At 67.8% G+C, this 24,518-nt stretch carries 21 protein-coding genes and 1 riboswitch; of the genes, 12 read left to right on the top strand and 9 right to left on the bottom strand.

Annotated features, from left to right (window positions below; genetic code table 11):
* Positions 1-9: 9 nt before the first annotated feature.
* Together ACWDSI_RS02710 and ACWDSI_RS02715 are read left to right on the top strand one after the other, a co-directional pair.
* Complete coding sequence (locus ACWDSI_RS02710) at positions 10-3,300, top strand: error-prone DNA polymerase (protein WP_449755591.1); 3,291 nt, start codon at positions 10-12, stop codon at positions 3,298-3,300.
* Positions 3,301-3,352: 52 nt separating this feature from the next.
* Positions 3,353-3,580 carry a DUF167 domain-containing protein gene (locus ACWDSI_RS02715; protein ID WP_449746117.1) on the top strand — a complete coding sequence of 76 codons (228 nt, stop codon included), beginning with the start codon at positions 3,353-3,355 and terminating at the stop codon, positions 3,578-3,580.
* Between the two features lie 63 nt (positions 3,581-3,643).
* Here ACWDSI_RS02715 and ACWDSI_RS02720 read toward each other — a convergent pair whose 3' ends face one another.
* A complete protein-coding gene (locus ACWDSI_RS02720) occupies positions 3,644-4,108 on the bottom strand; it encodes a tRNA (cytidine(34)-2'-O)-methyltransferase (RefSeq protein ID WP_449755592.1) in 465 nt (154 codons plus the stop codon).
* 192 nt (positions 4,109-4,300) lie between these two features.
* Positions 4,301-5,257, bottom strand: a complete 957-nt coding sequence (locus tag ACWDSI_RS02725) for a serine/threonine dehydratase (RefSeq protein ID WP_449755593.1) — start codon at positions 5,255-5,257, stop codon at positions 4,301-4,303.
* Between the two features lie 81 nt (positions 5,258-5,338).
* On the opposite strand from ACWDSI_RS02725, the gene ACWDSI_RS02730 reads away from it, so the two are divergent.
* The 3 genes from ACWDSI_RS02730 to ACWDSI_RS02740 all read left to right on the top strand — a co-directional run bounded on the left by ACWDSI_RS02730 (position 5,339) and on the right by ACWDSI_RS02740 (position 8,145).
* The gene (locus ACWDSI_RS02730) at positions 5,339-6,214 is read left to right on the top strand and encodes a bifunctional methylenetetrahydrofolate dehydrogenase/methenyltetrahydrofolate cyclohydrolase (protein WP_449755594.1); all 876 of its coding nucleotides are present in this window, start codon (positions 5,339-5,341) and stop codon (positions 6,212-6,214) included.
* Positions 6,211-6,534 (top strand): DUF3017 domain-containing protein, encoded by a 324-nt coding sequence (locus ACWDSI_RS02735; protein WP_449746112.1) that lies wholly within the window; start codon positions 6,211-6,213, stop codon positions 6,532-6,534. The genes ACWDSI_RS02730 and ACWDSI_RS02735 overlap by 4 nt, the downstream gene beginning before the upstream one ends.
* A 171-nt stretch (positions 6,535-6,705) precedes the next feature.
* Positions 6,706-8,145: a hypothetical protein gene (locus ACWDSI_RS02740; protein ID WP_449755595.1), complete on the top strand. Its 1,440-nt coding sequence runs from the start codon at positions 6,706-6,708 to the stop codon at positions 8,143-8,145.
* Positions 8,146-8,163: 18 nt separating this feature from the next.
* On the opposite strand, the gene metX is transcribed toward ACWDSI_RS02740, so the two are convergent.
* Positions 8,164-9,312 carry a homoserine O-acetyltransferase MetX gene (metX, locus tag ACWDSI_RS02745; RefSeq protein ID WP_449746110.1) on the bottom strand — a complete coding sequence of 383 codons (1,149 nt, stop codon included), beginning with the start codon at positions 9,310-9,312 and terminating at the stop codon, positions 8,164-8,166.
* Between the two features lie 28 nt (positions 9,313-9,340).
* Positions 9,341-10,684 carry a bifunctional o-acetylhomoserine/o-acetylserine sulfhydrylase gene (locus tag ACWDSI_RS02750; RefSeq protein WP_449755596.1) on the bottom strand — a complete coding sequence of 448 codons (1,344 nt, stop codon included), beginning with the start codon at positions 10,682-10,684 and terminating at the stop codon, positions 9,341-9,343.
* 61 nt (positions 10,685-10,745) lie between these two features.
* A riboswitch (SAM riboswitch) is annotated at positions 10,746-10,868 on the bottom strand.
* Positions 10,869-11,099: 231 nt separating this feature from the next.
* Here ACWDSI_RS02750 and ACWDSI_RS02755 point away from each other — a divergent pair.
* The gene (locus ACWDSI_RS02755) at positions 11,100-12,815 is read left to right on the top strand and encodes a cutinase family protein (RefSeq protein WP_449755597.1); all 1,716 of its coding nucleotides are present in this window, start codon (positions 11,100-11,102) and stop codon (positions 12,813-12,815) included.
* Between the two features lie 203 nt (positions 12,816-13,018).
* Complete coding sequence (locus tag ACWDSI_RS02760) at positions 13,019-14,299, top strand: MFS transporter (protein ID WP_449755704.1); 1,281 nt, start codon at positions 13,019-13,021, stop codon at positions 14,297-14,299.
* On the opposite strand, the gene bfr is transcribed toward ACWDSI_RS02760, so the two are convergent.
* Positions 14,257-14,742, bottom strand: a complete 486-nt coding sequence (gene bfr, locus ACWDSI_RS02765; RefSeq protein ID WP_449746105.1) for a bacterioferritin — start codon at positions 14,740-14,742, stop codon at positions 14,257-14,259. The two genes, ACWDSI_RS02760 and bfr, sit on opposite strands and share 43 nt — an antisense overlap.
* 92 nt (positions 14,743-14,834) lie before the next feature.
* Positions 14,835-15,026, bottom strand: a complete 192-nt coding sequence (locus tag ACWDSI_RS02770; protein WP_449755598.1) for a (2Fe-2S)-binding protein — start codon at positions 15,024-15,026, stop codon at positions 14,835-14,837.
* A 138-nt stretch (positions 15,027-15,164) separates the two neighbouring features.
* Between ACWDSI_RS02770 and ACWDSI_RS02775 the strand changes: the two genes are divergently transcribed.
* From ACWDSI_RS02775 to ACWDSI_RS02785, 3 genes are all read left to right on the top strand, one after another.
* On the top strand, positions 15,165-16,010 hold the full coding sequence (locus ACWDSI_RS02775; RefSeq protein ID WP_449755599.1) for an exodeoxyribonuclease III: 846 nt from the start codon (positions 15,165-15,167) through the stop codon (positions 16,008-16,010).
* A gap of 23 nt (positions 16,011-16,033) precedes the next feature.
* Positions 16,034-17,077 carry a tryptophan--tRNA ligase gene (gene trpS, locus ACWDSI_RS02780; RefSeq protein WP_449755600.1) on the top strand — a complete coding sequence of 348 codons (1,044 nt, stop codon included), beginning with the start codon at positions 16,034-16,036 and terminating at the stop codon, positions 17,075-17,077.
* An 86-nt stretch (positions 17,078-17,163) separates the two neighbouring features.
* Positions 17,164-18,222: a YhjD/YihY/BrkB family envelope integrity protein gene (locus ACWDSI_RS02785; RefSeq protein ID WP_449755601.1), complete on the top strand. Its 1,059-nt coding sequence runs from the start codon at positions 17,164-17,166 to the stop codon at positions 18,220-18,222.
* Between the two features lie 36 nt (positions 18,223-18,258).
* On the opposite strand, the gene ACWDSI_RS02790 is transcribed toward ACWDSI_RS02785, so the two are convergent.
* The 3 genes from ACWDSI_RS02790 to ACWDSI_RS02800 are packed head-to-tail and all read right to left on the bottom strand — an operon-like array spanning position 18,259 to position 21,466.
* Positions 18,259-19,575 carry a D-alanyl-D-alanine carboxypeptidase family protein gene (locus ACWDSI_RS02790; RefSeq protein WP_449755705.1) on the bottom strand — a complete coding sequence of 439 codons (1,317 nt, stop codon included), beginning with the start codon at positions 19,573-19,575 and terminating at the stop codon, positions 18,259-18,261.
* A 53-nt stretch (positions 19,576-19,628) separates the two neighbouring features.
* Positions 19,629-21,005, bottom strand: a complete 1,377-nt coding sequence (locus tag ACWDSI_RS02795; protein ID WP_449746100.1) for an aspartate aminotransferase family protein — start codon at positions 21,003-21,005, stop codon at positions 19,629-19,631.
* The gene (locus ACWDSI_RS02800) at positions 21,002-21,466 is read right to left on the bottom strand and encodes an Lrp/AsnC family transcriptional regulator (protein ID WP_449746099.1); all 465 of its coding nucleotides are present in this window, start codon (positions 21,464-21,466) and stop codon (positions 21,002-21,004) included. The genes ACWDSI_RS02795 and ACWDSI_RS02800 overlap by 4 nt, the downstream gene beginning before the upstream one ends.
* A gap of 111 nt (positions 21,467-21,577) precedes the next feature.
* Here ACWDSI_RS02800 and ACWDSI_RS02805 point away from each other — a divergent pair, with 111 nt between their 5' ends.
* Both ACWDSI_RS02805 and ACWDSI_RS02810 read left to right on the top strand, forming a co-directional pair.
* Positions 21,578-23,092: a gamma-aminobutyraldehyde dehydrogenase gene (locus ACWDSI_RS02805; protein ID WP_449755602.1), complete on the top strand. Its 1,515-nt coding sequence runs from the start codon at positions 21,578-21,580 to the stop codon at positions 23,090-23,092.
* Positions 23,089-24,510: an NAD(P)/FAD-dependent oxidoreductase gene (locus ACWDSI_RS02810; protein WP_449755603.1), complete on the top strand. Its 1,422-nt coding sequence runs from the start codon at positions 23,089-23,091 to the stop codon at positions 24,508-24,510. The genes ACWDSI_RS02805 and ACWDSI_RS02810 overlap by 4 nt, the downstream gene beginning before the upstream one ends.
* Positions 24,511-24,518 lie beyond the last annotated feature (8 nt).

The following is a 24,518-nucleotide window of genomic DNA, read 5'->3' on the forward strand; positions in this document are numbered from 1 at the left end:
CATTGTCGGGTGGGCTGGAACCAGGGTCCGCCGACCTGGCGGGAGATGGAGCGGGTGCTGTCGGGGCGGGCGCCGGGAGGTGCGCGGCCCGGTGAGTTCTTCGGCCCGGAGAGCGGGGGGCGCAGCGATCTGTCGCCGCCCGGCGACGGCGGTGACAGCCCCGCCTGGTCGCGGAAGCGGGGCGCCTACACCGCGCCCGAGGTCGATCGGGTGCGCTCGTCGCTGCCCTACGCCGAACTGCACGCACACAGTTCGTACAGTTTTCTCGACGGCGCCTCGATGCCGGAGGAGATGGTCGAGGAGGCGGTGCGTCTGGATCTGTCCGCGCTCTCGATCACCGATCACGACGGCTTCTACGGCGTGGTCCGATTTGCCGAGGCGGCAAGGGAATTCGGCATGCCGACGGTGTTCGGCGCCGAACTCTCGCTGGAACCGGATGTCGCCCGCACGGGGGTCAACGATCCGGCGGGCGAGCATCTGCTGGTCCTCGCGCGCAGCGGTGAGGGCTACCGGCGCCTGTCGCGGGTCATCGCCGATGCCCACATGACCGGCGGCGAGAAAGGGTTGCTGCGGTACGACGTCGACCGGCTCACCGGTGAGGCCGGGCACTGGGTGGTGCTGACCGGATGCCGCAAGGGTGCGGTGCGTCGGGCCCTGGACCGGGCCGGGACCGGTGCGGCCGAGATCGCACTACGCGGGCTGGTCGACCGCTTCGGCCGTGATGGCGTGGTGGTGGAACTGACGGCGTCGGGACTACCCGACGACGATGAACGCAATGCCGCGCTGGCCGAACTGGCCGGGCGTTTCCGGTTGCCCACGGTGGCCACCACCGGTGCCCATTTCGCCGCGCCGCGCCGCCGGCGGCTGGCCATGGCGATGGCCGCCGTGCGGGCCCGCACCGACGTCGACACCATTGCCGGCTGGATGCCGGGTGTGGGCGGCGCGCATCTGCGCAGCGGTGACGAGATGGCGCGGCTGATGCCCGCCCATCGCGATGCCATCGTCGCCGCGTCGGAGTTGGCGGCCGAGTGCGCCTTCGAACTCGGGCTGATCGCGCCGCAACTCCCGCCGTTCGACGTGCCCGACGGGCACACAGAGATCAGCTGGCTGCGCCACCTCACCATGACCCGCGCCCAGCGTCGCTACGGCACACCCACCCAACACCCGGCCGCCTACCGGCAGATCGAACACGAACTCGCCGTCATCACCACCCTCGATTTCCCCGGCTATTTCCTGGTGGTCGCCGACATCGTCGACTTCTGCAAACGCAACGACATCCTGTGTCAGGGTCGGGGCAGCGCGGCCAACTCGGCGGTGTGTTACGCGCTCGGGATCACCAACGTCGACCCGGTGGCCAACGCATTGCTGTTCGAACGATTCCTCTCACCCGAACGCGATGGGCCGCCCGACATCGACGTCGACATCGAGTCCGATCGCCGGGAGGAGGCCATCCAGTACGTCTACCGCCGCTACGGGCGTGATTACAGCGCACAGGTGGCCAACGTGATCACCTACCGCGGCCGGTCGTCGGTGCGCGACATGGCGCGTGCGCTCGGCTACGCGACCGGTCAGCAGGACGCGTGGAGCAAGATGCCCGACACCGCACCGGACGACGTGCTCGAACTCGCCGCCGAGATCGAGGGGATGCCCAGGCATCTCGGCATCCATTCGGGCGGCATGGTGATCTGCGACCGACCCATCGCCGACGTCTGTCCCACCGAATGGGCTCGGATGGACAACCGCAGCGTGCTGCAGTGGGACAAGGACGACTGCGCGGCGATCGGGCTGGTGAAGTTCGATCTGCTGGGGCTGGGCATGCTCTCGGCGCTGCACTACGCGATCGACCTGGTGGCCGAACACAAGGGCCTCCACGTCGATCTCGCGCGTCTGGACCTCACCGAGGAAGCCGTGTACGAGATGTTGTGCCGCGCCGATTCGGTGGGGGTGTTCCAGGTGGAGTCGCGTGCCCAGATGGCCACGCTGCCGCGGCTGAAACCGCGGTGTTTCTACGATCTCGTTGTCGAGGTGGCGCTGATCCGTCCCGGCCCGATCCAGGGCGGGTCGGTGCATCCCTACATCCGGCGTCGCAACGGCGACGAGAAACCCGACGTGGAGCATCCGTCGATGCACAAGGCGCTGGCCCGTACCCTCGGGGTGCCGTTGTTCCAGGAACAGCTCATGCAACTCGCGGTCGACGTCGCCGGGTTCGATGCCGCCGGGGCCGATCAGTTGCGCCGGGCGATGGGATCCAAACGGTCGCCCGAGCGTATGCAGCAGTTGCGCCGCCGCTTCTATGAGGGGATGGAGCGCGAGCACGGTATCACCGGGGAGGTGGCCGACCGGATCTACGAGAAGATGGCCGCCTTCGCCAATTTCGGTTTCCCGGAGAGTCATTCGCAGAGTTTCGCCTCGCTGGTGTTCTATTCGTCGTGGTTCAAGCTGCATCATCCGGCCGCGTTCTGCGCGGCGCTGCTCCGGGCACAGCCGATGGGCTTCTATTCGCCTCAGTCCCTGGTCGCCGACGCGCGCAGGCACGGTGTGCGGGTGCATCGACCGCACATCAATGCCTCGCTCGCCGAGGCGACGCTGGAGGCCGGGGGACTCGAGGTGCGGCTCGGTCTGGCCGCGGTGCGCGGGGTGGGGGAGGAGGTGGCGGCGCGCATCGTCGAACGCCGTGTGGCCGACGGTCCGTACGAGAGCATCGTCGAACTGTCGCGGCGCGCCGATCTCGAGTTGCGACAGTTGGAGGGGCTGGCCGGTGCCGGGGCCTTCGAGTGTTTCGGGATGAGCCGACGGCAGGCTCTGTGGGCGGCCGGGGCGGCGGCCACGGCCAGTGCCGATCACCTCGACCTGCGCGGATCGGCGCAGACGCCCACCCTGCCCGGACTGTCCGACGTGGAACTCGCGGCCACCGACGCCTGGGCGACGGGCGTCACCCCCACGAACTATCCGACGCAGTTCCTCCGGCCGCGGTTGGCCGCCATGGGTGTGTTGCCCGCCGAGGCGTTATTGTCTGTGCCGGATGGGTCCCGCGTCATCGTCGGCGGGGCGGTCACGCATCGGCAACGTCCCGCGACGGCGTCGGGCGTGACGTTCATCAATCTCGAGGACGAAACCGGCATGGTGAACGTTGTGTGTTCGGTGGGGCTGTGGTCGCGGTATCGCGACCTGGCACATTCGGCCTCGGCACTGCTGGTCCGCGGTAAGGTGCAAAACGCCGAGGGTGCGGTGACGGTGGTTGCAGATCGTTTGCAGCGCATGGATCTTCGAGTCGGAACCCGTTCGCGGGACTGGCACTGAACCGAGTTGAACCGACGCGCGGTCTACCCGCGCGCTGAGCGAGAGACGAGAGATGGCACAACAGGTGATCGTCACGGCCAAGCCGAGCAGCCGAAAGGGGCCGCTGGTGGAGACCGGACCCGACGGTTCGATCACCATCTACGTGCGTGAACCCGCGACCGAGGGCAAGGCGAACAAGGCGATCGCCGAACTGCTGGCCAAGCATCTCGGTGTTCCCAAGAGCAAGGTGGCCCTCGTCGGCGGCGCCACCGCGCGCACCAAGCGCTTCCGCGTCGGCTGAGTCGAGCGTGCCCAGATCCGCGTCGAGCGTGCCCACATCGCGGTTGAGCGTGCCCGGTTTCGACTAGACGGCTCCGTCGAATCCGTTCTGTCGCCACGCCTCATAGACGACGATGCTCGCGGCGTTCGCCAGATTGTGTGAGCGGCGCCCGGCAAGCATGGGTATACGGATCTGGTCGGTGACCCGGTCATCGTCGAGGACCTCGTCGGGCAGTCCGGTGGGTTCAGGTCCGAACAGTAGGACATCACCCGGCTGGTAATCGACGTCGGTATAGAAGCGTTCGGCATGCGCGGTGAACGCGAACACCCGACGCGGGGCCAGTGCGTCGAAGGCCCGATCGAGATCGGGATGAACTGTGACAGTGGCCATTTCGTGGTAATCGAGCCCTGCACGCCTCACTTGGGCGTCCGACATGGAGAACCCGAGCGGCTCGATGAGGTGGAGTTCGCAGCCGGTGTTGGCGGCCAACCGGATCGCATTGCCGGTGTTGGGCGGAATGCAGGGCTGATAGAACATCATTCGGAACAAGTGAATTCCTCGGGCCTCGTGTCGTGGAACTGCGCCGAAGCGCACTCGGTCTCGCAGCGCACGACGCGTCGTCGTCTCATATCGAGGGTGGCACATGGAAGATTCGCCGATATGGGCACGGTCGACTCGGTTGTGGGCACGCTCGACGGGATTATGGGCACGCTCGACGGGATTATGGGCACGCTCGATCCGTCAGAGCCCGTCGAGTGACGTGTTGGCGCCGCACAGCACCACACACAGCGTGGAGTCGGCGGCGGGTTGCGCGGCCCCGGTGGTGACCGCGGCCACCGCGGTGGCGGTGCCGTGCTCCACCACGATGCGCCATCGTTGCCACAGCATCCGGCGGGCGGCGATGATGTCGTCGTCGGACACCACCACACTCTCGACGTCGCGGCCCGCGATGGTGGCCCAGCAGATGTCGCCGACGCGGGTGGCGCCCAGCGAATCGGCGGCAACGCTTTCCGGCCGCACCGAAACCGGGTGGCCCGCGGCCACGGCACCATGCAGGCACGACGCACCCTCCGGTTCGGCACCGATCAGCCGGTCGCCGGGGCGCATCTCGGCCGCGAGTCCGCCGAGCAATCCGCCGCCGCCCACGCACACGACGGTGGTCAGCGGCCCGTCGACCTCCTCGCGGAGCTCGGCGCCGATCGTGCCGGCGCCGGCGACCACGTCGGGCAGATCGTAGGCGTGCAGCAGCAGCGCGCCGGTCTCCTCGGCCCGCGCCGCGGCGTGATCGGCGGCGTCCTGATAGATCTGTCCCACCAGATGGACGTCGGCCCCCAACGCCCGCAGCGCCGCCACCTTCACCGATGGGGCCGTCTCGGGCACCACCACGGTGCAGTGGGTGCGGGTGATACGCGCCGCCCATGCGGCACCGATCGCGGCGTTGCCGCCGGAGGCCACCATCACACCCGTGTCGCCCAAGATCCCCTGCTCGCGCGCGTGGAGTACCGCATTGAGGCTTCCGCGCGGCTTGAAGCAGCCGCCGAGCTGCGTGAACTCGAGTTTGAATACCACGTCCACCGGGCCGGAAGGCGTGTCGATCCCGGTGCGCAGGATCGGCGTGCGACGCAGATGGCCGTCGATTCTCGCCCGCGCGGCCGTGACGTCCCCGGGCGAGATCGCGGAGACTGCCTGACCCGACATGGACGCACTGTATCCCGCGGCGGGGTTGCGGTCGGATCGGCCACCTCCCGGATGGAACCCTCAGAATGGAACAATGGACGGGTGAGTGCGATACGACTCGATGGCAAGCTGACCCGCGACGAGATCTTCGCCGACCTCCGCGAGCGGGTCGACGCACTACGTATGGCCGGTGTGATGCCCGGCCTGGGCACCATCCTCGTGGGCGACGATCCGGGTTCACACTCGTATGTGAAGGGCAAACACTTCGATTGCGCCAAGATCGGCATCGCGTCGATCCGCAAGGATCTGCCCGCCGACGCCACCACCGCAGACCTCAACGCCGCGATCGACGAACTCAACGCCGACCCGGGCTGCACGGGGTACATCGTGCAACTCCCGTTGCCGCGGCACCTCGACGAGAACGCCGCCCTCGAGCGCATCGATCCTGCCAAGGACGCCGACGGCCTGCATCCGATCAACCTGGGGCGCCTCGTGCTGGGCAAGGAGTCGACGCTCCCGTGTACGCCGCGCGGGGTGATCCACCTGCTGCGCCGCTACGACATCCCGCTCGCGGGGGCGCGCGTCACGGTGGTGGGCCGTGGGGTCACCATCGGCCGGCCCATCGGCTTGCTCCTTACCCGCCGCAGCGAGAACGCCACGGTCACCCTGTGCCACACCGGAACCCGGGACCTCGCCGCCGAGGTTTCGCGCGCCGACATCGTGATTGCCGCCGCCGGGGTACCGCATCTCGTCACCGCCGACATGGTCAAGCCCGGTGCGGCGGTGATCGACGTGGGTGTCAGCCGTACCGCCGACGGTCTGGTCGGCGACGTGGCGCCCGACGTGTGGGACGTCGCCGGGTACGTCTCGCCGAATCCGGGCGGGGTCGGACCGTTGACCCGCGCATTCTTGCTGGTGAACGTGATCGAACGCGCCGAGGCGCAGCTGGCGGCATCGGCTCAGGGTGCGGCCCGGTGAGTGCCGCCACCGACGCCCGCGTGGCGCAGTTGCGCCGGGCGCGGCGTGTGCGCCGGTACCTCGTGCAGATCCCCTACCTGCTGGTCATGCTGGGCGTGGTGGTCGCCGCGGCGCTGGTGCTGTTCGACCGATGGCGTCGCGGAGCCTTCGTCTTCGGTTCCGCACTCGTTCTCGGGTCGTTGCTGCGGGCCCTGCTGCCCACGTCCCGGGTAGGGTTGCTGCAGGTCCGGGGGCGGGCTTTCGACGTCTTCTGCTTGGCGTCGGTCGGCGGGGTGATGCTCTGGCTGGCCACGTCGATCGACCCGTTGGGCACAGATTGATTACGGTGGCCAACGACTTGTGACCCGGTCCGGCTGGGTCCGAGGCGCCACCACACAGCACACAACCAGCACATACACGAGGACGGCAGGGGACCCATCACTTCGACGTTCGAGACCGGAGACCACACCACCGACGAGATGACGTCGTTGGGTGTGTCCGCAGGTCAGGGGATGATTCATTACGTCCTGTTGACCCGGGACGCCGCTGGTCGCAACGTGGTCGACTCCCGGGTCATCGAGGTGGACCGCAGCGATGGGCTCGACGAGGTCGGGCGCGTCAACGCGGGTATCGACCTCGTGCTCGACGCGGCGCGTGAACGTGGACACAGGGTGGGGCCCATCGGGGTGGCCGCGCGGGAGGGAATGCGCCGCCGCACGTCGCGGTGGGGAGGGTCGGGCACGCGGCGCCAGGTGCAGTTGGTCTCCGAGGAGGCGGCCGTTGTCGCGTATCTGACCGGCACCGGTCAGATCGACCGTTACCGCAACGTCGTGGTGGCCGATTGCGGCGACACGGGCATGAGCCTGTACACCGTGCGGACATCGGACAGCGCGATCTCGGGGTTCGAGCGAACCGATGTGCTCGGCGGTCGTCTACTCGACGACGCCATCGCCGACCATCTCGCCGATGCGCGACCGGACGTCGGGCAACGGCTGACCGCGCGGTCCGACCGCACCGCGCTGTTGCGTGCAGCGCGGATGTCCAAGGAGGAGGCCGGGGGTGTAGCCCCGGTCGAATCCGTTGCGCGGGTGACTGATTCGGATACCGACGGTCGGCTCTTCATCACCCTCGCCGACGTGGAGTCAGCGGCGCGCCCACTCATCGAACGGGCACGCGAAGTGCTCGGACGCTACTTGTCGGAGCACCCCGCCGATGCCGTCGTACTGGTCGGTGGCCTCGCCAATCTGGACGTGCTGCGCGACATGGTGCCCGCCGATGAGCCGTCGGCCCCCGACATCGTCGCGCCGTCGGATCCGGAATTGGTCGCCGCGACCGGCGCGGCGATGCTTGCCCGCCAGGGTGCGCAGGCGCCGTCGCGTCTGGCGTTCCTCGGCGGCAATCGTCGCCGCCGGTGGCTCTCGCCGGTCCCGATCGCGGTTGCGGCGGCGATCGTGGCCGCGGTGGTGATGGCTGCCTACGCGATGGACAGTGCCCTCACCGGACAGAGCAGAACGGTGCTGCCGGCCAGTACCTCGGTGGCGGCGACGACGGATGTCACCACCACCGAGGCGGTCACCTCCCGGGGTACTGCCGAGGCGCCGAGTCCGATTCCGCAGACCACCGAGACCCCGTGGCTGCAGCGCGACGAGGCCGGTCCCCGATGGGCGACCACCGAGCTGCCGCCCACCACCTCGGTGGCGACGCGGACATTGTCGGCGACGTCGCGGCCGGTGGTCCCCGAAACCTCGACGCCGCCGCCCACCTCCACGCGCCCGACATTGCCACTGCCACCGGGCATTTCGATACCGCCCGATCTGCTGCCGCCGAATCTTCGGCCGTCGCGACCCTCCACGCCGCCGTCGACCTCTCCCACGCCGCGGCAGCCACCGCGCGACGACGCCCCGTCGACCACGACGACAACCCCGATGGCCGGACTGCTGCCACCGCCGTGATGGGCCGCTGCGGCCGCGCTATCGCCGCGCCAGCGCCACCGTACGTTTGAGTAGGTCGCTGATCGCGTCGAACTCGGTGAGGAATCCGTCGTGACCGTTGTCGGAATGCACCACCTGCAGGCCACCGATGCAGTTGCCGAGCTCCTCGGCGAGCTCCACCTGTAACCGCAACGGGTACAGGCGATCCGAGTCGATACCGCCGACGATCACCGGCACCCGACAACCATTGAGGGCGGCCTTGACCCCGCCGCGACCGCGGCCGACGTCGTGGTGGTTGAGTACCTCCGACAGCACGACGTAGCTGCCGGGATCAAAACGTTCGACGAGCTTGTCCGCCTGGTGCTCGAGATAGCTCTGCACCGCGTAGCGGCCACCGCGCAACGGCTTCTCGTCGCCCTGGGGGTTGTTGGCGAAACGCTCGTCGAGTTCGGCCTCGCTCCGATAGGTGAGGTGGGCGATGCGTCGTGCCACACCCATGCCGGCGGTCGGCGTGTGCCCGGTGCCGTGGTAATCGCCGCCCTGCCACTGGGAATCGGAGGTGATCGCGGCGATCTGGGTGGTCTGGGTGCCGATCTGGTCGGCGGTCGCGCGGGCACCGACGGCCAGCACTAGTGCGCTGCGCACCCGCTCGGGGTATTCGATGATCCACTCGAGTGCGCGGGCACCGCCCATCGAACCGCCGAGCACCGCCCCGACCTCACGGATGCCGAGGCGATCCATCAGGGCCACCTCCGCTCGCACCTGGTCGAGGACGGTGATCTGCGGGAAACGTGAACCCCACGGTCTCCCTTGGGAATCCAGCGACGCCGGCCCCGTCGACCCGCGACATCCGCCGAGCACGTTCGCGGAGATCACACACCACTCGTCGGTGTCGATCGCACGTCCGGGTCCGACGAGTCCGTCCCACCAGCCCGGGGTGGGATGGTCGTCGTCGGCCGGACCGGTGACGTGCGAGTCGCCGGTGAGTGCGTGTAGCGCGAGGATCACGTTGTCCCGCGCGGGCGACAACCGTCCCCAGCGCTGGAATGCGAGCGTCACGTTGTCGATTCGCGCACCGCTGTCGAGTGGCATCGACCCGAGACGTGCGCTGAGCATCTGCCCGTCCGGGACGTTCTCCCAGTCGGGCTGCTCGGCGGTATCCGTCTGCGGGTCGATGCTCACCGACACGAGTTACCTCGCTCCTGTCCTGATCGTGTTATTGCGCTGCGCGGAAGCCGCGGTCGAGGTCGGCGAGGATGTCGTCGATACCTTCGACGCCGACGGCCAACCGCACCAGGCCGGGGGTCACACCGGCCGCCAGTTGCTCCTCGGGGGTGAGCTGGCTGTGCGTGGTCGATGCGGGGTGGATCACCAGCGACCGCACGTCCCCGATGTTGGCGACATGGCTGTGCAGCGTCAGCGCCTCGACGAAGCGCTTACCCGCGTCAACGCCGCCGACGATCTCGAATCCGATCACCGCGCCCTGCCCCTTGGGGGCCAGCTTCTGGCCGCGCTCGTACCACCGCGACGACGGCAGGCCCGCATACGCGACGGATTCCACCTGGGCGTGGTTGTTCAGGTACTCGGCCACCCGTTGTGCGTTGGCCACGTGACGCTCGACGCGAAGACTCAAGGTCTCGAGTCCCTGGGCGAGCAGGAACGCGTTGAACGGGGAGATCGCCGCGCCCGTGTCGCGCAGCAGTTGCACGCGGGCCTTCAACGCGTACGCGGGTGCGCCGAGATCGGCGAACACCGCACCGTGATAGCTCGGGTCGGGCGTGGTGAACCCCGGGAACAGATCCTTCCCGTCACGTTGCACGCGCCAGTCGAAGGTGCCGCCGTCGACGATCACGCCGCCGATCGCGGTGCCGTGTCCGCCGATGTACTTGGTGGCCGAGTGCACGACGATGTCGGCGCCGTGGGCCAGCGGATTGAGCAGGTACGGCGTGGCGACGGTGTTGTCGACGATGAGCGGAACACCGTTGCGGTGCGCCACCTCGGAGATGCCCTCGATGTCGAGGATCTCGTTGTCGGGGTTGGAGATCGACTCACCGTAGAACGCCCGGGTGTTGTCGCGGACGGCGGCCTGCCACGAGTTGAGGTCCTCGGGGTCGTCGACGAAGCTCACCTCGACGCCCAGCTTGGGCAGCGTGTAGTGGAACAGGTTGTAGGTGCCGCCGTAGAGGCGTGGGCTGGAGACGACGTGTCCGCCGTTCTCGACGATGTTGAGGATCGCGTAGGTCTCCGCAGCCTGGCCCGACGCCACCAGCAGGGCCGCGACGCCACCTTCGAGTGCGGCCAGGCGCTGCTCCACGACGTCCTGCGTCGGGTTCATGATGCGCGTGTAGATGTTGCCCGGCTCGGCGAGCGCGAAGAGGTTCGCGGCGTGTGCGGTGTCGTTGAAGGTGTACGACGTGGTCTGGTAAATCGGCAGTGCCCGCGCATTGGTGGTGGCATCGGAGCTCTGGCCGGCGTGGATCTGCTTGGTCTCGAAACTCCAGGAAGCCGTCGGGTCCTGTTCGGCGATGTTCTCGTTGCCACTGTTGGCTACGTCAGACATGGGTATAGATCACTTTCTGCGGTCGGCAGGGCACGGTGACCCTGTTGGGGTCCGACCTTCGGACCCGCGCTTGCCGGGGAGGCCTGTGCGGCCGTCCCACAACCCGGTCATCACCCGGAGCACCCCACCGCGGTTGGAGGGTTGCCGATCAGCAAGCCGGGGCTTCACGCTGATGCTCATGACCTGGCGTCAAGGATATAACACGGACGCAACATGGTGAGAACCCTCTGACGCAGCCTGGTTTCACCGGTGGACATCGGGCAGGTGAGAGCGGTGCGACTGCGCGCGTGATGTCGTCCGATCGGGCCAATCGCGGCGGATTCAGGTGCTATCTGCGGTATTGAATCATCGCGTCGACATGGCGGATCTAGAATGGATTTGATGCCTGTGGGCAGTTGAGGGTGAGGAAGCGATGATGAGCGCCGTGGGTCTCCGTAAGACATTCACCGTGATGGCCTTGATCGGGACCGCGGCCATCATGGCCGTGCTCCTGGCGCTCGGTCAGACCTTCGGTGCGGGGGTGGCCCGGGCCGAGGATTCCGCGGATTGCGGCAACGGTGCGCTCGTCATTGTCGGCGGAACCTGGGACTCCAACGGCAACTTGCTCACCCAACCCTATTTCGGAGTCCAGAATCAATCGCAGTACTCCGGGTACACGATCGAGCGCGCGACCTACCCGGCCACGATCTGGCCACTCGGCTCGTTCGGCTTCGACAACAGTCAAGCGCAGGGGGTGCAGGCCACCCTGGCGACGGTGTCGAGCTACCAGTCCCGCTGCCCGGACTCCCCCGTCGTCATCGTCGGTTACTCACAGGGCGCGGGGATCGCCGGCGACGCGCTCACCATCATCGGCACCGACACGACCGGTACATACGACAAGAGCAAGGTGTCGGGCCTGCTCTACTCCGATCCGCGACAAGCCGGAACCCTCTACGGCGAAGGAATCGAGCTCGTGCTCGTGGGAGTCATCCCCGGCCTGACGATGGCCGGAGCGCGCGCCGACGACGACTTCGGCGGACTGCCGGTCACCACAGTGTGTTTTTCCGGTGACCCGATCTGCGATCTCCCCGACCCGCTGCACGATCCCATCGGCGCTCTCGACGGGCTCGCGGGCTATTGGGTGAAGCACGGCCTGTACCCGTGGTACATGATGCTGTCGGCGACCAACGGCTCGTATTGGGACGCATGGGGGCCCAAGCGGTTACAGTGCGCGACCGCCGCCGGAACGTCGACCAGCACGTGCGTGCTGGTGGTGCCGTCGTCGGCGGCGATCCTGACGCAGGAGTTCGTCGACAAGATCGGCCTCAACTGGACCGTCCCGGACCTCCTGCAGTACCGGCTGGTGCTGCCGGATATCTTCGGCATCCAGCTCAGCACCTTCCAACCGCCGATCCGGTTCGCGATGGGCTGGTTGCCGCAGCTGCCGCAACTCGGCTACGGCGGCTATCTGCCCGATCTGTACGCCTTCCAGAACACGGTGGTCGGCCTGTTCACCTGGAATCCCGAGTTGTGGGGTGAGGGAGTCGCCGCACTCAAGGCCAGCGGGAAGAGCATCGTGCTGATGCCGGTCAACAAGCTGTCGTATTGGGCGTCGGTGATCGCGGGGTTGCCCCCGGTGGCACCGGGACCGGCATACCGCCCGTCGCTGGTGGCCACGGTGAACTGGTTGCAGTCGATCCTGCCGCATACGACGCTCCCGGACACGAGCCCCGGCACGCAGGCGAGCACCCTGATGGCCGTCGACGAGAACGCGGGTGTCACGTCCACCGACGCACCGCATCCGGCCGAAAAGGTCGAGAAGTCTGTGACCCAAGAGCAGCAGCCGTCGTCGGGTGGTGGGCAGCAGCAATCCGGCGATGATCATCAGCTGAGCGGCGAAGGCCAGCAGCAAGGTGGCGAGCAGCAGAACCAGCAGCAAGGTGGCGAGCAGCAGAACCAGCAGCAAGGCGGCGAGCAACAGCAAGGCGGCGAGCAGCAACAAGGCGGCGAGCAGCAACAAGGCGGCGAGCAGCAACAAGGCGGCGAGCAGCAACAAGGCGGCGAGCAGCAACAAGGCGGCGAGCAGCAGGAGCAGCATAAAGGCGGCGACACCAGCACCTCCGCCAACACCACCTCGAACTCGGAGGAGTGAGGTCTCCGACCGAAGAGAGCGCCGCACGACGTGATCGCCGGTACGCCCGCGTCGTGTGAACGATCTCACCGTCGTATGGGGGTATGGGTCCGACGGGTGGGTTCGTTGCCACAACAATGTCCACTCCCGCCACCTCCGTCGCGCGGCATGGCACCGACCCCAGCCGGAATGGCTTGTCAGCGCACCGCGGCGCGATCATCGCGATGGCTCTCGGCGGCTTCGGTATCGGTACCACCGAGTTCGTCGCCATGGGTCTGCTGCCCAACATCGCCGGTTCGCTACGGGTCAGTGAGCCCACCGCCGGATACGTGGTGTCCGCCTATGCGCTCGGCGTGGTGGTCGGCGCCCCGCTGATCGCAGCACTCACCGCACGGGTATCCCGGCGGACACTGCTCATCGCCCTGATGGTGGCGTTCACCGTCGGCAACGCCGCCACCGTGCTCGCACCGGGCTTCGGGCTGCTGATCGCCGCGCGATTCGTGGCCGGAATCCCGCACGGCGCCTACTTCGGGGTCGCCGCGCTCGTGGCCGCGCATCTGGCGGGTCCGCGCAAACGCGCCAAGGCGGTAGGACTGGTGTTGCTGGGGTTGTCGGTGGCCAACGTGGCCGGAGTTCCGCTGGCCACCTGGCTCGGCGAAAACCTCGGTTGGCGCAGCGCTTTCGCGGTCGTGGTGGTCATCGGCATCTCGACGATCGCCGCGCTCGCCGTCTACCTGCCACCGCTGACCGACATGGCGGTGACCGACCCGATGACCGAACTCGGGGCGCTACGACGCTCGCAGGTGTGGTTCACACTCGCGATCGGCGTCGTGGGCTTCGGCGGGATGTTCGCGTTCTACACCTACCTGAACACGGCGCTCACCAGCCTGGCCGGGATTCCGGTGGGATTCATCCCGATCGCGCTGATGCTCTTCGGGCTCGGCATGGTGGTGGGCAACCTGGTGGGTGGCGCCGCGGCCGACCGCAGCGTACCGATGGCCATCCTGGGCGGGCTGCTCGCCATCACCGTCGCCCTGCTGGCCTTCGCGCTCCTGGTCCAGTACGCCTGGGTCGCTCTCATGCTGACCTTCTGCGTCGGCGTGACCGGCACCGCGATGGTGCCTGCGCTACAGACCCGGCTCATGGACGTCGCCGACGACGCCCAGACCCTGGCCGCCGCGCTCAACCACTCCGCGCTCAACGTCGCGAATGCGTCGGGCGCGTGGCTCGGCGGACTGGTGATCGCGGCCGGCCTTGGCTACCGCGCTCCGTCGGTGCTCGGCGCCGGTCTCGCGTTGGCCGGCGTCGCCGTGCTGGGCGTCGCGGTGTTAGCGGGTGGGCACGCTCGACGGGGTTCTGGGCACGCTCGACGGGGTTCTGGGCACGCTCGACGGGGTTCTGGGCACGCTCGACGGGGTTCTGGGCACGCTCGACGGGAAGTGGTCGAGGGTGCGGGTGCGGATCAGCCTACGTCGGGTGGAGTGGCCACCGACTTCGACAGGTAGAGCGGTTCGCCGAGCTTGTCGAGGAGTTCGAGCTGCGTCTCGAGGTAGTCGATGTGGTGCTCCTCGTCCTTGAGGATCTCCTCGAAGATCTTCGCGGTGGTGATGTCCTGCTTCTCCCGGCACATGGCGATGCCGGGCTTGAGGCGGTCCACCACCTCGATCTCGATGGCCAGGTCGGACTCGAACTGCTCGCGCAGGGTCTGCCCGATGCGCAGCGGCAGCAGCTTCTGGTAGTTGGGGAGACCTTCGAGGAACAGGATGCGATCGGTCAGGATCTCCGCGTGGGTCATCTCCTCGATCGATTCGGCCCTGGTCTTGGCGGCCAGTTCGGTCAGGCCCCAGTTGTCCTGCATCTTGGAGTGCAGGAAGTATTGGTTGATCGCCGTCAGCTCGCTGGTGAGCTGCTCGTTGAGTAGTGCGATGACCTCGTCATCCCCGCGCATGGCTGTCTCCGTTCGGCTGGTGGTGCCAGCGAACGTAACACGACAGAAGCCCCCGCGGGATCATTCCACGCGGGCGGTCTTCGCAGGTCAGGTTAGGCTGCGCTCGTGTGAGCGACCTTTCCGGCGACACGCGTGGTCACGATCTGTGCGAGTCGTTCCACGCAGGTGCCGCAGCCCTCGCCCGCGCCGCAGCGCTCGCTGACCGCATCGGGAGTGTGCGCGCCGGCGTCACAGTGCTCGTGGACCTCGTCGACGGTGACGGCACGGCATATGCAGACGAACATCGGGCACCTCGCAATCTTGTTAGGCAAGGTTTACATAAAAGCCGGCAGGGTGCAAGGGTTGCTAACCTTCTGGACTCGATCCGGATTATGGGCGGGACGCCGGGGCCGATGTCATCGTGCTCCGTAATGTGGTACCCCGTGCCGACAGCGATCACCACCGTGAATGTGAACGGAATCCGCGCCGCGACCAAGCAGCGGTCGGAACTCAACCCCGGCCTGCTGCCCTGGCTGGCGTCCGCGGACTCCGACATCGTGCTCCTGCAGGAGATCCGCGCGAGCGAGGAGCAAGCCCGCGAGGCGCTGGGCCCCGCGCTCGACGACGGCTGGCACCTGCGGATGTCGGAGTCGACGGTGAAAGGCCACGCCGGCGTCGGAGTGCTCAGCCGGACCGAGCCGACGGCGGTGCGGGTCGGCTTCGGCAGCGACGAATTCGATTCCACCGGAAGGTATCTCGAAGCCGACGTGCCCACGTCGTCGGGTCCGGTCACCGTTGCGAGCCTGTATCTGCCGAAGGGCGCCGCCGCACCGGCCGCGGGTTCCACGGACAAGGATGCCGCCAAGTACGAGGAGAAGAAGCGCTTCCTCGGCGACTTCGGTGGCCACCTGGCGACGCTCGCCCGTCGTCGCCGCCCCGTGGTGGTCGGTGGTGACTGGAACATCGCCCCCGCCGAGCCCGACATCAAGAACTGGAAGGGCAACCTGCGCAGCCCCGGGTTTCTCCCGCACGAGCGTGCCTGGGTCGCCGACCTCCTGCGGACGGGATGGTCCGACGTCGTGCGCGACCTGCATCCCGACGTCGACGGGCCGTACTCCTGGTGGTCGTGGCGTGGCAAGGCGTTCGACAACGATTCGGGGTGGCGCATCGACTATCTGCTCGCCAACCGGGCGTTGGCGCGACGAGCGGTCAAGGGCTTCGTCGACCGGGCGCAGGCGTACGACCGTCGCTGGTCGGATCACGCGCCGGTCACGGTGATATTCGAGTGACGCCGTCTGAGAGACTGGAATCCATGAACGACGTCCCAGAAGCCGTCCCGGCACCCCGCCGGCGGGTGCTGTCGGGTATCCAGCCGACCAGCGATTCCTTCCACCTCGGCAACTACCTCGGGGCCGTGCGCCAGTGGGTCGAGCTGCAGGACGAGTTCGACGCCTTCTACTTCATCCCCGACATGCACGCGCTGACCGTCGCGTTCGATCCCAAGACGCTCGCCGACCGCACCCGGCTGTCGGTGGCCCAGTTGCTGGCCGTCGGCGTCGACCCCCGCCGGGCCACCGTCTACGTGCAGTCCCACATTCCCGAGATCGCGCAGCTCACCTGGGTGCTCAGCTGTATCACCGGGTTCGGCGAGGCCAGCCGGATGACCCAGTTCAAGGACAAGACCGCGAAACAGGGTGTCGACTCGGCGGGGGTGGGGCTGTTCACCTATCCGATCCTGATGGCCGCCGACATCCTGGCGTTCCAGGTGGATCTCGTTCCCGTGGGCGAGGATCAGCGTCAGCATCTCGAACTCACCCGCGACCTCGCCCAGCGGTTCGACAAACGGTTCGGCACGGCGTTCAAGGTGCCGCAGGCACACATCGTCAAGGAATTCGCCAAGATCTACGATCTGCAGAATCCCACCGCGAAGATGAGCAAGTCCGCCGAGACCGACAAGGGGCTGATCAACCTGCTCGACGACCCGAAGCGGTCGGCGAAGAAGATCCGATCCGCGGTCACCGACACGGGCACCGACATCGCTTTCGACCCCGCCACCAAGCCCGGCGTCAGCAATCTGCTGACCATCCAGTCGGCGCTGACGGGGGTGGGTGTCGACGACCTCGTGGCCAAATACGACGGCAAGGGATACGGCGAGCTCAAGGTCGACACCGCCGAGATCCTCACCGATTTCGTGACGCCGCTGCGCGGTCGGGTCCAGGAACTCCTCGACGATCCCGGCTACCTCGATGAGGTTCTCGCAGCCGGAGCCGAACGCGCGCGCACCATCGCTTCGGCCACACTGCGCGACGTGTATGACAAGGTGGGATTCATGGCGCCGGTGCGCTCCACGTCCTAGCGCGACGATTCCCCGACCGTTTCACCGACCGGCCCATGCGACAGCCGTCGGGGGCTCGCGCGCCGACACACAAGAGGCGGTAGGCGATGAGTTCGGTGGTCGACTCGGCGAAGGGTGTGGTCGCGCGCGGCAAGCAGGAGTACGCCGCGGCGCGTGAGCGGTGGGGCTGGTTGGATCATCTGTTACGCACCGTCGAACGCTATGGCGACCGACGTGGAAACCTCTACGCCGCGAGCATCAGTTTCAACGGCATCCTCGCGATCGTGCCGATCACGATGGTGGCGTTCGCGATCGCCGCCTTCGTTCTCGTCAATCACCCCGAACTGATCGACGACATCAAGGATGCGATCGTCAAGGCGATGCCCGGTCAACTCGGCACCACCCTGGAGAAGGCCATCGACTCGGCGATCGATTCACGCGCCACCGTCGGTGTGATCGGTCTGCTCGGTGCCGCGTTCACCGGCATCGGCTGGATCTCCGGCGTCCGGCTGGCGATGACCGAGATGTACGGCGGGCGTGTGAATCGAAATGCTGTGCTGTCCAAGGTGTTCGACCTGCTCACCTTCATCCTGCTCGGACTCGCGTTCCTGGTCACGCTCGCCCTCACCACGTTGGCCAACAGCAGCCTCATCGTGAGGATCCTCGGCTGGCTGCACATCGAGGACGCCTCCTGGACGCCCGTGGTGGTGCGTGCGGTGGCGCTCGTGATCGCCGTGTTCGCGTCGTGGATGCTGTTCTCGTTCGTGCTCTACCGGCTGCCGCTGTCGGGGGTCCCGTTCCGCAATGTGCTCAAGGCGGGACTGGCCACCGCGGTGGTCTTCGAGATCCTCAAGGCCGTCGGCGGCATCTACCTTCGGTCCGTGCTCAGCAGTCCCGCCGGTCTCGCCTTCGGCCCGATCCTCGGTGTGATGGTCTTCGCGTACCTGGCGTCGCGGATCATCCTCTACGCCAGCGCATGGTGTGCGACCGATCCGATCAACGAGCCATATCAGGTGGTCGACCCGGACGAGGCCGAGCAGCCGGCGCCGGTCGTGGTGCGGCCGAGCTACGAGGTCAATCCGGTACCGCGAGCGGGAGCGGTGGCAGCGGCGCTCGCAGTGGGCGCCGCGATCAGCGCCGCGACCGGCTGGGTGCTGCGGCGCTGACCGCGACGTGCTCTGCCGCGCCCGCCGCGACCGCGCTCACCGCCGGGAGAACAGGCGAAGTCCCACGGCGAGCGATCCGAGTGCCGCCAATGCACACAGGAGTCCGATGAGAATGCGGATCGACCACTTCGGGGCCTGATCCTGACCGGCCGCGGCGCGCTGGGTGGCGGCCCGGGTGTCACGCGGCGCGTCCGTCGTCGGCGCGGCGTCGGGGGACGGGGCCACCGGAGACACCAGCCGGCCGACGGCGTACTCGCGGCCCGCGTGCACGCCGTAGTCGACGAGTGAGCGGGCTTGGGTCCAGTAGTTGTCGTCGGCGGTGGACAGACCGTACATCTGCACGACGAGGACGGTGCGTCCGTCGCGGTGGACGGCTCCCACATAGGTCTTCAATGCATCGTCGGTGTAGCCGGTCTTACCGCCGAGCGCACCCGGATCACCTTCGAGGACGAGATGATTCGACGTCTGCATCATGTAGGCGGGATGGTCGGTGTCGCCGGGCACGTCGGCACGTTTGGGGTATCCGGGAAACCGGTAGGTGGGCATCGCGACGAACTCGCGAAACGCGGGTTCGGCCATCGCGGCGCGGAAGATCAGGGCCAGATCGTAGGGGGACGTCGACATTCCGGCGGCATCGAGTCCCGACGGACTCGCCGCGCGGGTGTCGTCCGCATGCAGGCTGTGGGCCAGGCTGTTCATCGTCTCGAGGGTCGTGTCGACGCCGCCGAGTTCGCGGGCGAGCACGTGCGCGCAGTCGTTGCCCGACACCATCAGCAGGCCGATCATCATGTCGCGGACGGTGTAGTGTCCGCCCGGCCCGAGACCACACGAGTCGCCCTCGGCGCTCCAGTCCTCCGGTGTGGCGGTGACCACCCGGTCCATCGGGATGCCTGCGCGCAGCACGGCGAGCGCCAGCAGCACCTTGATCGTCGACGCCGGCCGATAGCGTCCATGCGGGTCCTTCGCGGCGATCACCGCCCCGCTGTCGAGGTCGGCCACCAGCCAGGCCGCCGAGGTCAGCCGTTGCGGGATCGGGCCGGCGCCGGGCTCGGCGATGACACCGCACGCCGATAACGCCTCGCCGCCGACGGCGGGGTTGGGCACGGGGAGCGGCGCGGGTGTCGACGATCCGGGCGCGACGACCTCCGACTCGTCCACCGCGGCGGGGGGCGTGACGCGATGCGGACAGCGGTCGGTGTCGGGGGTCGCGAAGGGTGTGGTGATCGGGCCGGCGGCGGGCTCGGCATGCGCGGGCGGCGCACCCATCCACGCCGCAGCCGGCGAGCACAACGCCGCGCCGACGACGATCCCGGCGGCGACGGAACCGATTCGTCGCCGCCAGCTGGATCGAATCCTGGTCCGCCGGTACACCGCTGGTGAGACTAGCACCGGCGGACGGCGGCGTCTCAGAGCAGCGTGTACGCCTCGGTGAGGACGTGGCGCAGGATCTGTTCCATCTCGTCGAACTCGGCCTGCCCGCTGATCAGCGGCGGCGCGAGCTGGATGACCGGGTCCCCGCGATCGTCGGCGCGGCAGTACAGGCCCGCGTCGAACAGCGCCGTCGACAGGAAGCCGCGCAGAATCCGTTCGGACTCGGCTTCGGAGAACGTCTCCTTGGTGGCCTTGTCCTTGACGAGTTCGATCCCGTAGAAGAAGCCCTCGCCGCGCACATCGCCGACGATCGGCAGGTCGTGGAGCTTCTCGAGAGTCGCGCGGAACGCGGGGGCGCTGCTCTTGACGTGATCGTTGAGGCCCTCGCGCTCGAAGATGTCGAGGTTGGCCAGCGCGACCGCCGAGGAGACGGGGTGCCCTCCGAACGTGTAGCCGTGCGCGAACGTGGTGATGCCGTCGTTGAACGGTTCGAAGAGTCGCTCGCTCGCGATCATCGCACCGATGGGGGAGTAGCCCGACGTCATCCCCTTGGCGCACGTGATGATGTCGGGGGTGTAGCCGAAGTCCTCGCAGGCGAACATCGATCCGATCCGGCCGAACGCGCAGATCACCTCGTCGGAGACGAGAAGAACGTCGTACTCATCGCAGATCTCGCGGACCCGCTCGAAGTAGCCGGGCGGCGGCGGGAAACACCCACCGGCGTTCTGGACGGGCTCGAGGAAGACGGCGGCGACGGTGTCGGGACCCTCGAACTCGATCGCCTCGGCGATGCGGTCGGCGGCCCAGCGGCCGAACTTCTTGGGATCTGCCGCCAGATCTTCGTCCGGGGCGCGGTAGATGTTGGTGTTCGGTGCGCGGAACCCGCCCGGGGTCAACGGTTCGAACATCTTCTTCAGGTCGGGAATACCGGTGATCGCCAGCGCGCCCTGCGGGGTGCCGTGGTAGGCGATGGATCGTGAGATCACCTTGTGCTTCAACGGTTTTCCGGTGAGCTTGAAGTATTGCTTGGCCAGTTTCCAAGCGCTTTCGACGGCTTCACCGCCGCCGGTGGTGAAGAACACCCGGTTCAGGTCGCCGGGAGCGTAGGCGGCGAGGCGTTCGGCGAGTTCGATGGCCGGGGGCGTGGCATAGGACCACAGCGGGAAGAAGGAGAGTTCCCGCGCCTGCTTGGCGGCGGCGTCGGCGAGCTCCTCGCGCCCGTGACCCACTTGGACCACGAACAATCCGGCCAGCCCGTCGAGGTAGCTGCGGCCTCGGTCGTCGAAGATGCGAACGCCCTCGCCGCGGGTGATGACCGGCGGCGTGAGGCCTCCGCCGTGCCGGCTGAAGTGTCCCCACAAGTGTGCGGCGCTGCGTTCGCCGAGCAGACTCGGCGAGGTGGTGATGGTCATCGGGTTCCCCAATTGTATTGCTGTTTCACTAATTTGAGATAGACGAGGGTTTCGGTCGCGTTGACCTCGGGATGTGTGCGCACCGTTCGGTTGATGATGCTCAGCAGGTGATCGTCGTCTTCGCAGACCACCTCGATCACGATGTCGAAGGTGCCTGCGGTCAGCACCACGTAGTCGATCTCGGTGTGTTCGGCGAGCTGGCGGGCGAGCGCCTCGGTGTCGCCGGTACACCGGATGCCGATCAGCGCCTGCCGGGAAAACCCCAGCTTCAGCGGATCGGTCACCGCCACTATCTGCAGGAGCCCGCTTTCGTTGAGCTTCTGCACGCGGTTGCGGACCGCCGCCTCCGACAGGCCGACGGACTTGCCGATCGACGCATACGAACTTCGACCATCGGACTGAAGCTCTTCGATGATCTTCTTCGCGGTCGCGTCGAGATGCGGGGGAACGGGTTCGGCCACCCCATGATCGTGACGGAATCCGCAATCAGATGCAACAGATACTGTCGTTATCGATACTTGATTCGGCATTGAAGTCGTGAATCAGTAGTTGCGCAGGTACTATTGCAGCCCATGTCCACCACTACGAGTATCGCGGCGGGATGGCTCGACGGAACTGCGTATGTCGCGGGCGGCGCGGCGCACACCGTGAACGATCCCGCCACCGACCTGCCGGTGGCGACCCTGAACCTCGCCGGCGGCGGCGACGTCGACCTGGCCGTGATGAATGCGCGGCGCGCGCAACATGATTGGGGTCGTGCCACGCCGGCCGAGCGGGCTGCGGTGCTGACCAGGCTCGCCGGGTTGGTGGCCGAGGCCGCCGATGTGCTGGCCGCCGAGGAGGTTTCGCACACCGGCAAGGCGATCAGGCTGGCCACCGAGTTCGATGTGCCCGGCAGCCAGGACAACATCGAGTTCTTCGCCGGTGTGGCCCGGAACCTGGAGGGTAAGGCGGCTGCCGAATACTCCGGCGACCACACGTCGTCGATCCGGCGTGAGCCGGTGGGAGTGGTGGGGTCGATCACCCCGTGGAACTACCCGCTGCAGATGGCCGTGTGGAAGGTGATCCCGGCACTCGCCGCCGGTTGTGCGGTGGTGCTCAAGCCCGCCGAGATCACGCCGTTGACCACCCTGACGCTCGCCCGGCTGGCCACCGAGGCCGGACTGCCCGACGGCGTGTTCAACGTCCTCGTCGGCACCGGCGCACAGGTCGGCGCGGCCATCGCCGGTCACCCGGGCGTCGACATCGTGACCTTCACCGGCTCCACCGCGGTGGGTCGGATGGTGATGGCTCAGGCCGCGGTGAACGGTACGCGCGTACAACTCGAACTGGGCGGCAAGGCGCCCTTCGTCGTGTTCGACGACGCCGATCTCGACGCCGCGATCCAGGGGGCGGTGGCGGGATCGCTGATCAACGCGGGCCAGGACTGCACGGCCGCCACCCGCGCGATCGTGGCACGCGAGCTCTACGACGAATTCGTCTCCGGCGTCGCCGATCTCATGGCATCGGTGCGGGTGGGCGATCCGCGTGATCCGGCCACCGACATGGGGTCGCTGATCTCGCACGCCCACCGCGACAAGGTGGCCGCGATGGTGGCGCGAGCCCCGGGCGAAGGCGGCCGGGTGGTCACCGGCGGGCGAGTCCCCGACGGTCCGGGATGCTTCTATCCGTCCACTCTGATCGCCGACGTCGACGAACGCTCGGAGATCTACCGCGACGAGGTGTTCGGGCCGGTGCTGACGGTGAGCTCCTTCGCCGACGACGCCGACGCGATCCGGCGTGCCAACGACACCGTCTACGGGCTCGCGGCATCGGCGTGGACCCGCGACGTGTACCGGGCGCAGCTCGCCGGACGCGAGATCCACGCCGGGTGCGTCTGGATCAACGACCACATCCCGATCGTCAGCGAGATGCCACACGGGGGAGTCGGCGCATCCGGCTTCGGCAAGGACATGTCCACCTACTCCCTCGACGAGTACCTCGCCATCAAACACGTCATGAGCGACATCACCGCGGTGGCCGCAAAGCCCTGGCACCGGACGGTTTTCGCGGACAACAGTGCTATCGAACAGAAGGTGGAGCAATGACCGCGAGTTGGGCAGCCGAGCCGACCGCGCGCGGGATCGCGATGGTCGCCGACGCCGCACCCGAGTCGTATTGGCTCGACCGGCCGGAGCGGCCCGCGCCGCGGCCCCGGCTGACCGGCGAGGTGACGGCCGATCTGCTGGTGGTCGGCGGGGGATTCACCGGATTGTGGGCCGCGGTGCAGGCTGCCGAGCGCGATCCGGGGCGCAGCATCGTGCTCGTGGAACGCGACCGCATCGCCGAACACGCTTCCGGGCGCAACGGCGGCTTCTGTTCGGCGAGCCTGACCCACGGTCTGGGCAACGGGCAGGCGCGTTTCGCCGACGAACTGCCCGAACTGCTGCGGATGGGCCGCGACACCCTCGACGAGATCGAGAAGGCGATCCGCCGGCTGGGCATCTCGGCCGACGCCGAACGCACCGGCGAACTCGACATCGCCAACTTCGACTGGCAGACCGAGGAACTGGCCGAGATGTCCTCGGCGGCGGCGTTGCTCGGCGAGCAGCTGGTGCTGCTGCCGAAGGAGCAGGCGCGCGAGCGGGTGGACTCGCCGATGGTGCAGTCGGCGCTCTTCGATCCGGACGTGGTGATGCTCGACCCCGCGAAACTCGCCTGGGGACTGGCCGATGCGGCTCAACGGCTCGGGGTGCGGATCTACGAACGCACCGAGGTCACCGGTGTGCGGACCGACCGCGGCCGGGTGCGCGCCGACACCGGATTCGGCGCGGTGATCGCCGATCGGGTGGTGCTCGCGACGTCGGCGAGTCCCTCACTCGTGCGGCGCCTACGGCTCTACACGGTGCCGGTGTGGGACTACGCCATCGTCACCGAACCGCTCACCGACGCGCAACTGGAATCGATCGGCTGGGCCGGCCGTGAGGGACTGGCCGATTGCGGCCCGCGGTTCCACTACTTCCGGCTCACCGCCGACAACCGGATTTTGTTCGGTGGCTGGGATGCGTTGTACCACTACGGTTCCGGTGACTCGCCACGTCATCAGCAGGAGCCGCAGGAGTTCGCGCTCCTCGCCGAGCAGCTGCTGCAGATGTTCCCGCAGCTCGAGGGAATCACCGCGAGCCACGCGTGGGGCGGGGCGATCGACACGTGTTCGCGCTTCTGTGCGTTCTGGGACCGCTCGCACGGTGGCCGGGTGGTGACCGCGGTGGGATTCACCGGACTCGGGGTGGGGGCGTCGCATTTCGCCGCGGCCACCGCACTCGATCTGGTGGACGGACGGATCACCGAACGCACCGAACTCGACATGGTGCGTAGCAAGCCCCTACCGTTTCCGCCGGAGCCGTTGCGCTGGTTCGGGATCAACGTCACCCGCTATCAGATCGCCCGCAGCGAACGCCGTAACGGCAAACGCGGTGCGTGGCTCACCGTGATGGACAAGGTGGGGCTCGGCTTCGACAGCTGAGGCCCCGG

The sequence above is a fragment of the Gordonia sp. NPDC003429 genome (genome assembly GCF_053588575.1).

Bases quoted from the DNA above. Each gene is read 5' to 3' on its own strand.
- ACWDSI_RS02715 (WP_449746117.1), top strand. From the start codon at position 3,353: ATGGCACAACAGGTGATCGTCACGGCCAAGCCGAGCAGCCGAAAGGGG.
- ACWDSI_RS02725 (WP_449755593.1), bottom strand. From the start codon at position 5,257: ATGTCGGGTCAGGCAGTCTCCGCGATCTCGCCCGGGGACGTCACGGCC.
- ACWDSI_RS02740 (WP_449755595.1), top strand. From the start codon at position 6,706: ATGATTCATTACGTCCTGTTGACCCGGGACGCCGCTGGTCGCAACGTG.
- ACWDSI_RS02750 (WP_449755596.1), bottom strand. From the start codon at position 10,684: ATGTCTGACGTAGCCAACAGTGGCAACGAGAACATCGCCGAACAGGAC.
- ACWDSI_RS02755 (WP_449755597.1), top strand. From the start codon at position 11,100: ATGAGCGCCGTGGGTCTCCGTAAGACATTCACCGTGATGGCCTTGATC.
- ACWDSI_RS02760 (WP_449755704.1), top strand. From the start codon at position 13,019: ATGGCTCTCGGCGGCTTCGGTATCGGTACCACCGAGTTCGTCGCCATG.
- bfr (WP_449746105.1), bottom strand. From the start codon at position 14,742: ATGCGCGGGGATGACGAGGTCATCGCACTACTCAACGAGCAGCTCACC.
- ACWDSI_RS02770 (WP_449755598.1), bottom strand. From the start codon at position 15,026: ATGTTCGTCTGCATATGCCGTGCCGTCACCGTCGACGAGGTCCACGAG.
- trpS (WP_449755600.1), top strand. From the start codon at position 16,034: ATGAACGACGTCCCAGAAGCCGTCCCGGCACCCCGCCGGCGGGTGCTG.
- ACWDSI_RS02785 (WP_449755601.1), top strand. From the start codon at position 17,164: ATGAGTTCGGTGGTCGACTCGGCGAAGGGTGTGGTCGCGCGCGGCAAG.
- ACWDSI_RS02795 (WP_449746100.1), bottom strand. From the start codon at position 21,005: ATGACCATCACCACCTCGCCGAGTCTGCTCGGCGAACGCAGCGCCGCA.
- ACWDSI_RS02805 (WP_449755602.1), top strand. From the start codon at position 21,578: ATGTCCACCACTACGAGTATCGCGGCGGGATGGCTCGACGGAACTGCG.
- ACWDSI_RS02810 (WP_449755603.1), top strand. From the start codon at position 23,089: ATGACCGCGAGTTGGGCAGCCGAGCCGACCGCGCGCGGGATCGCGATG.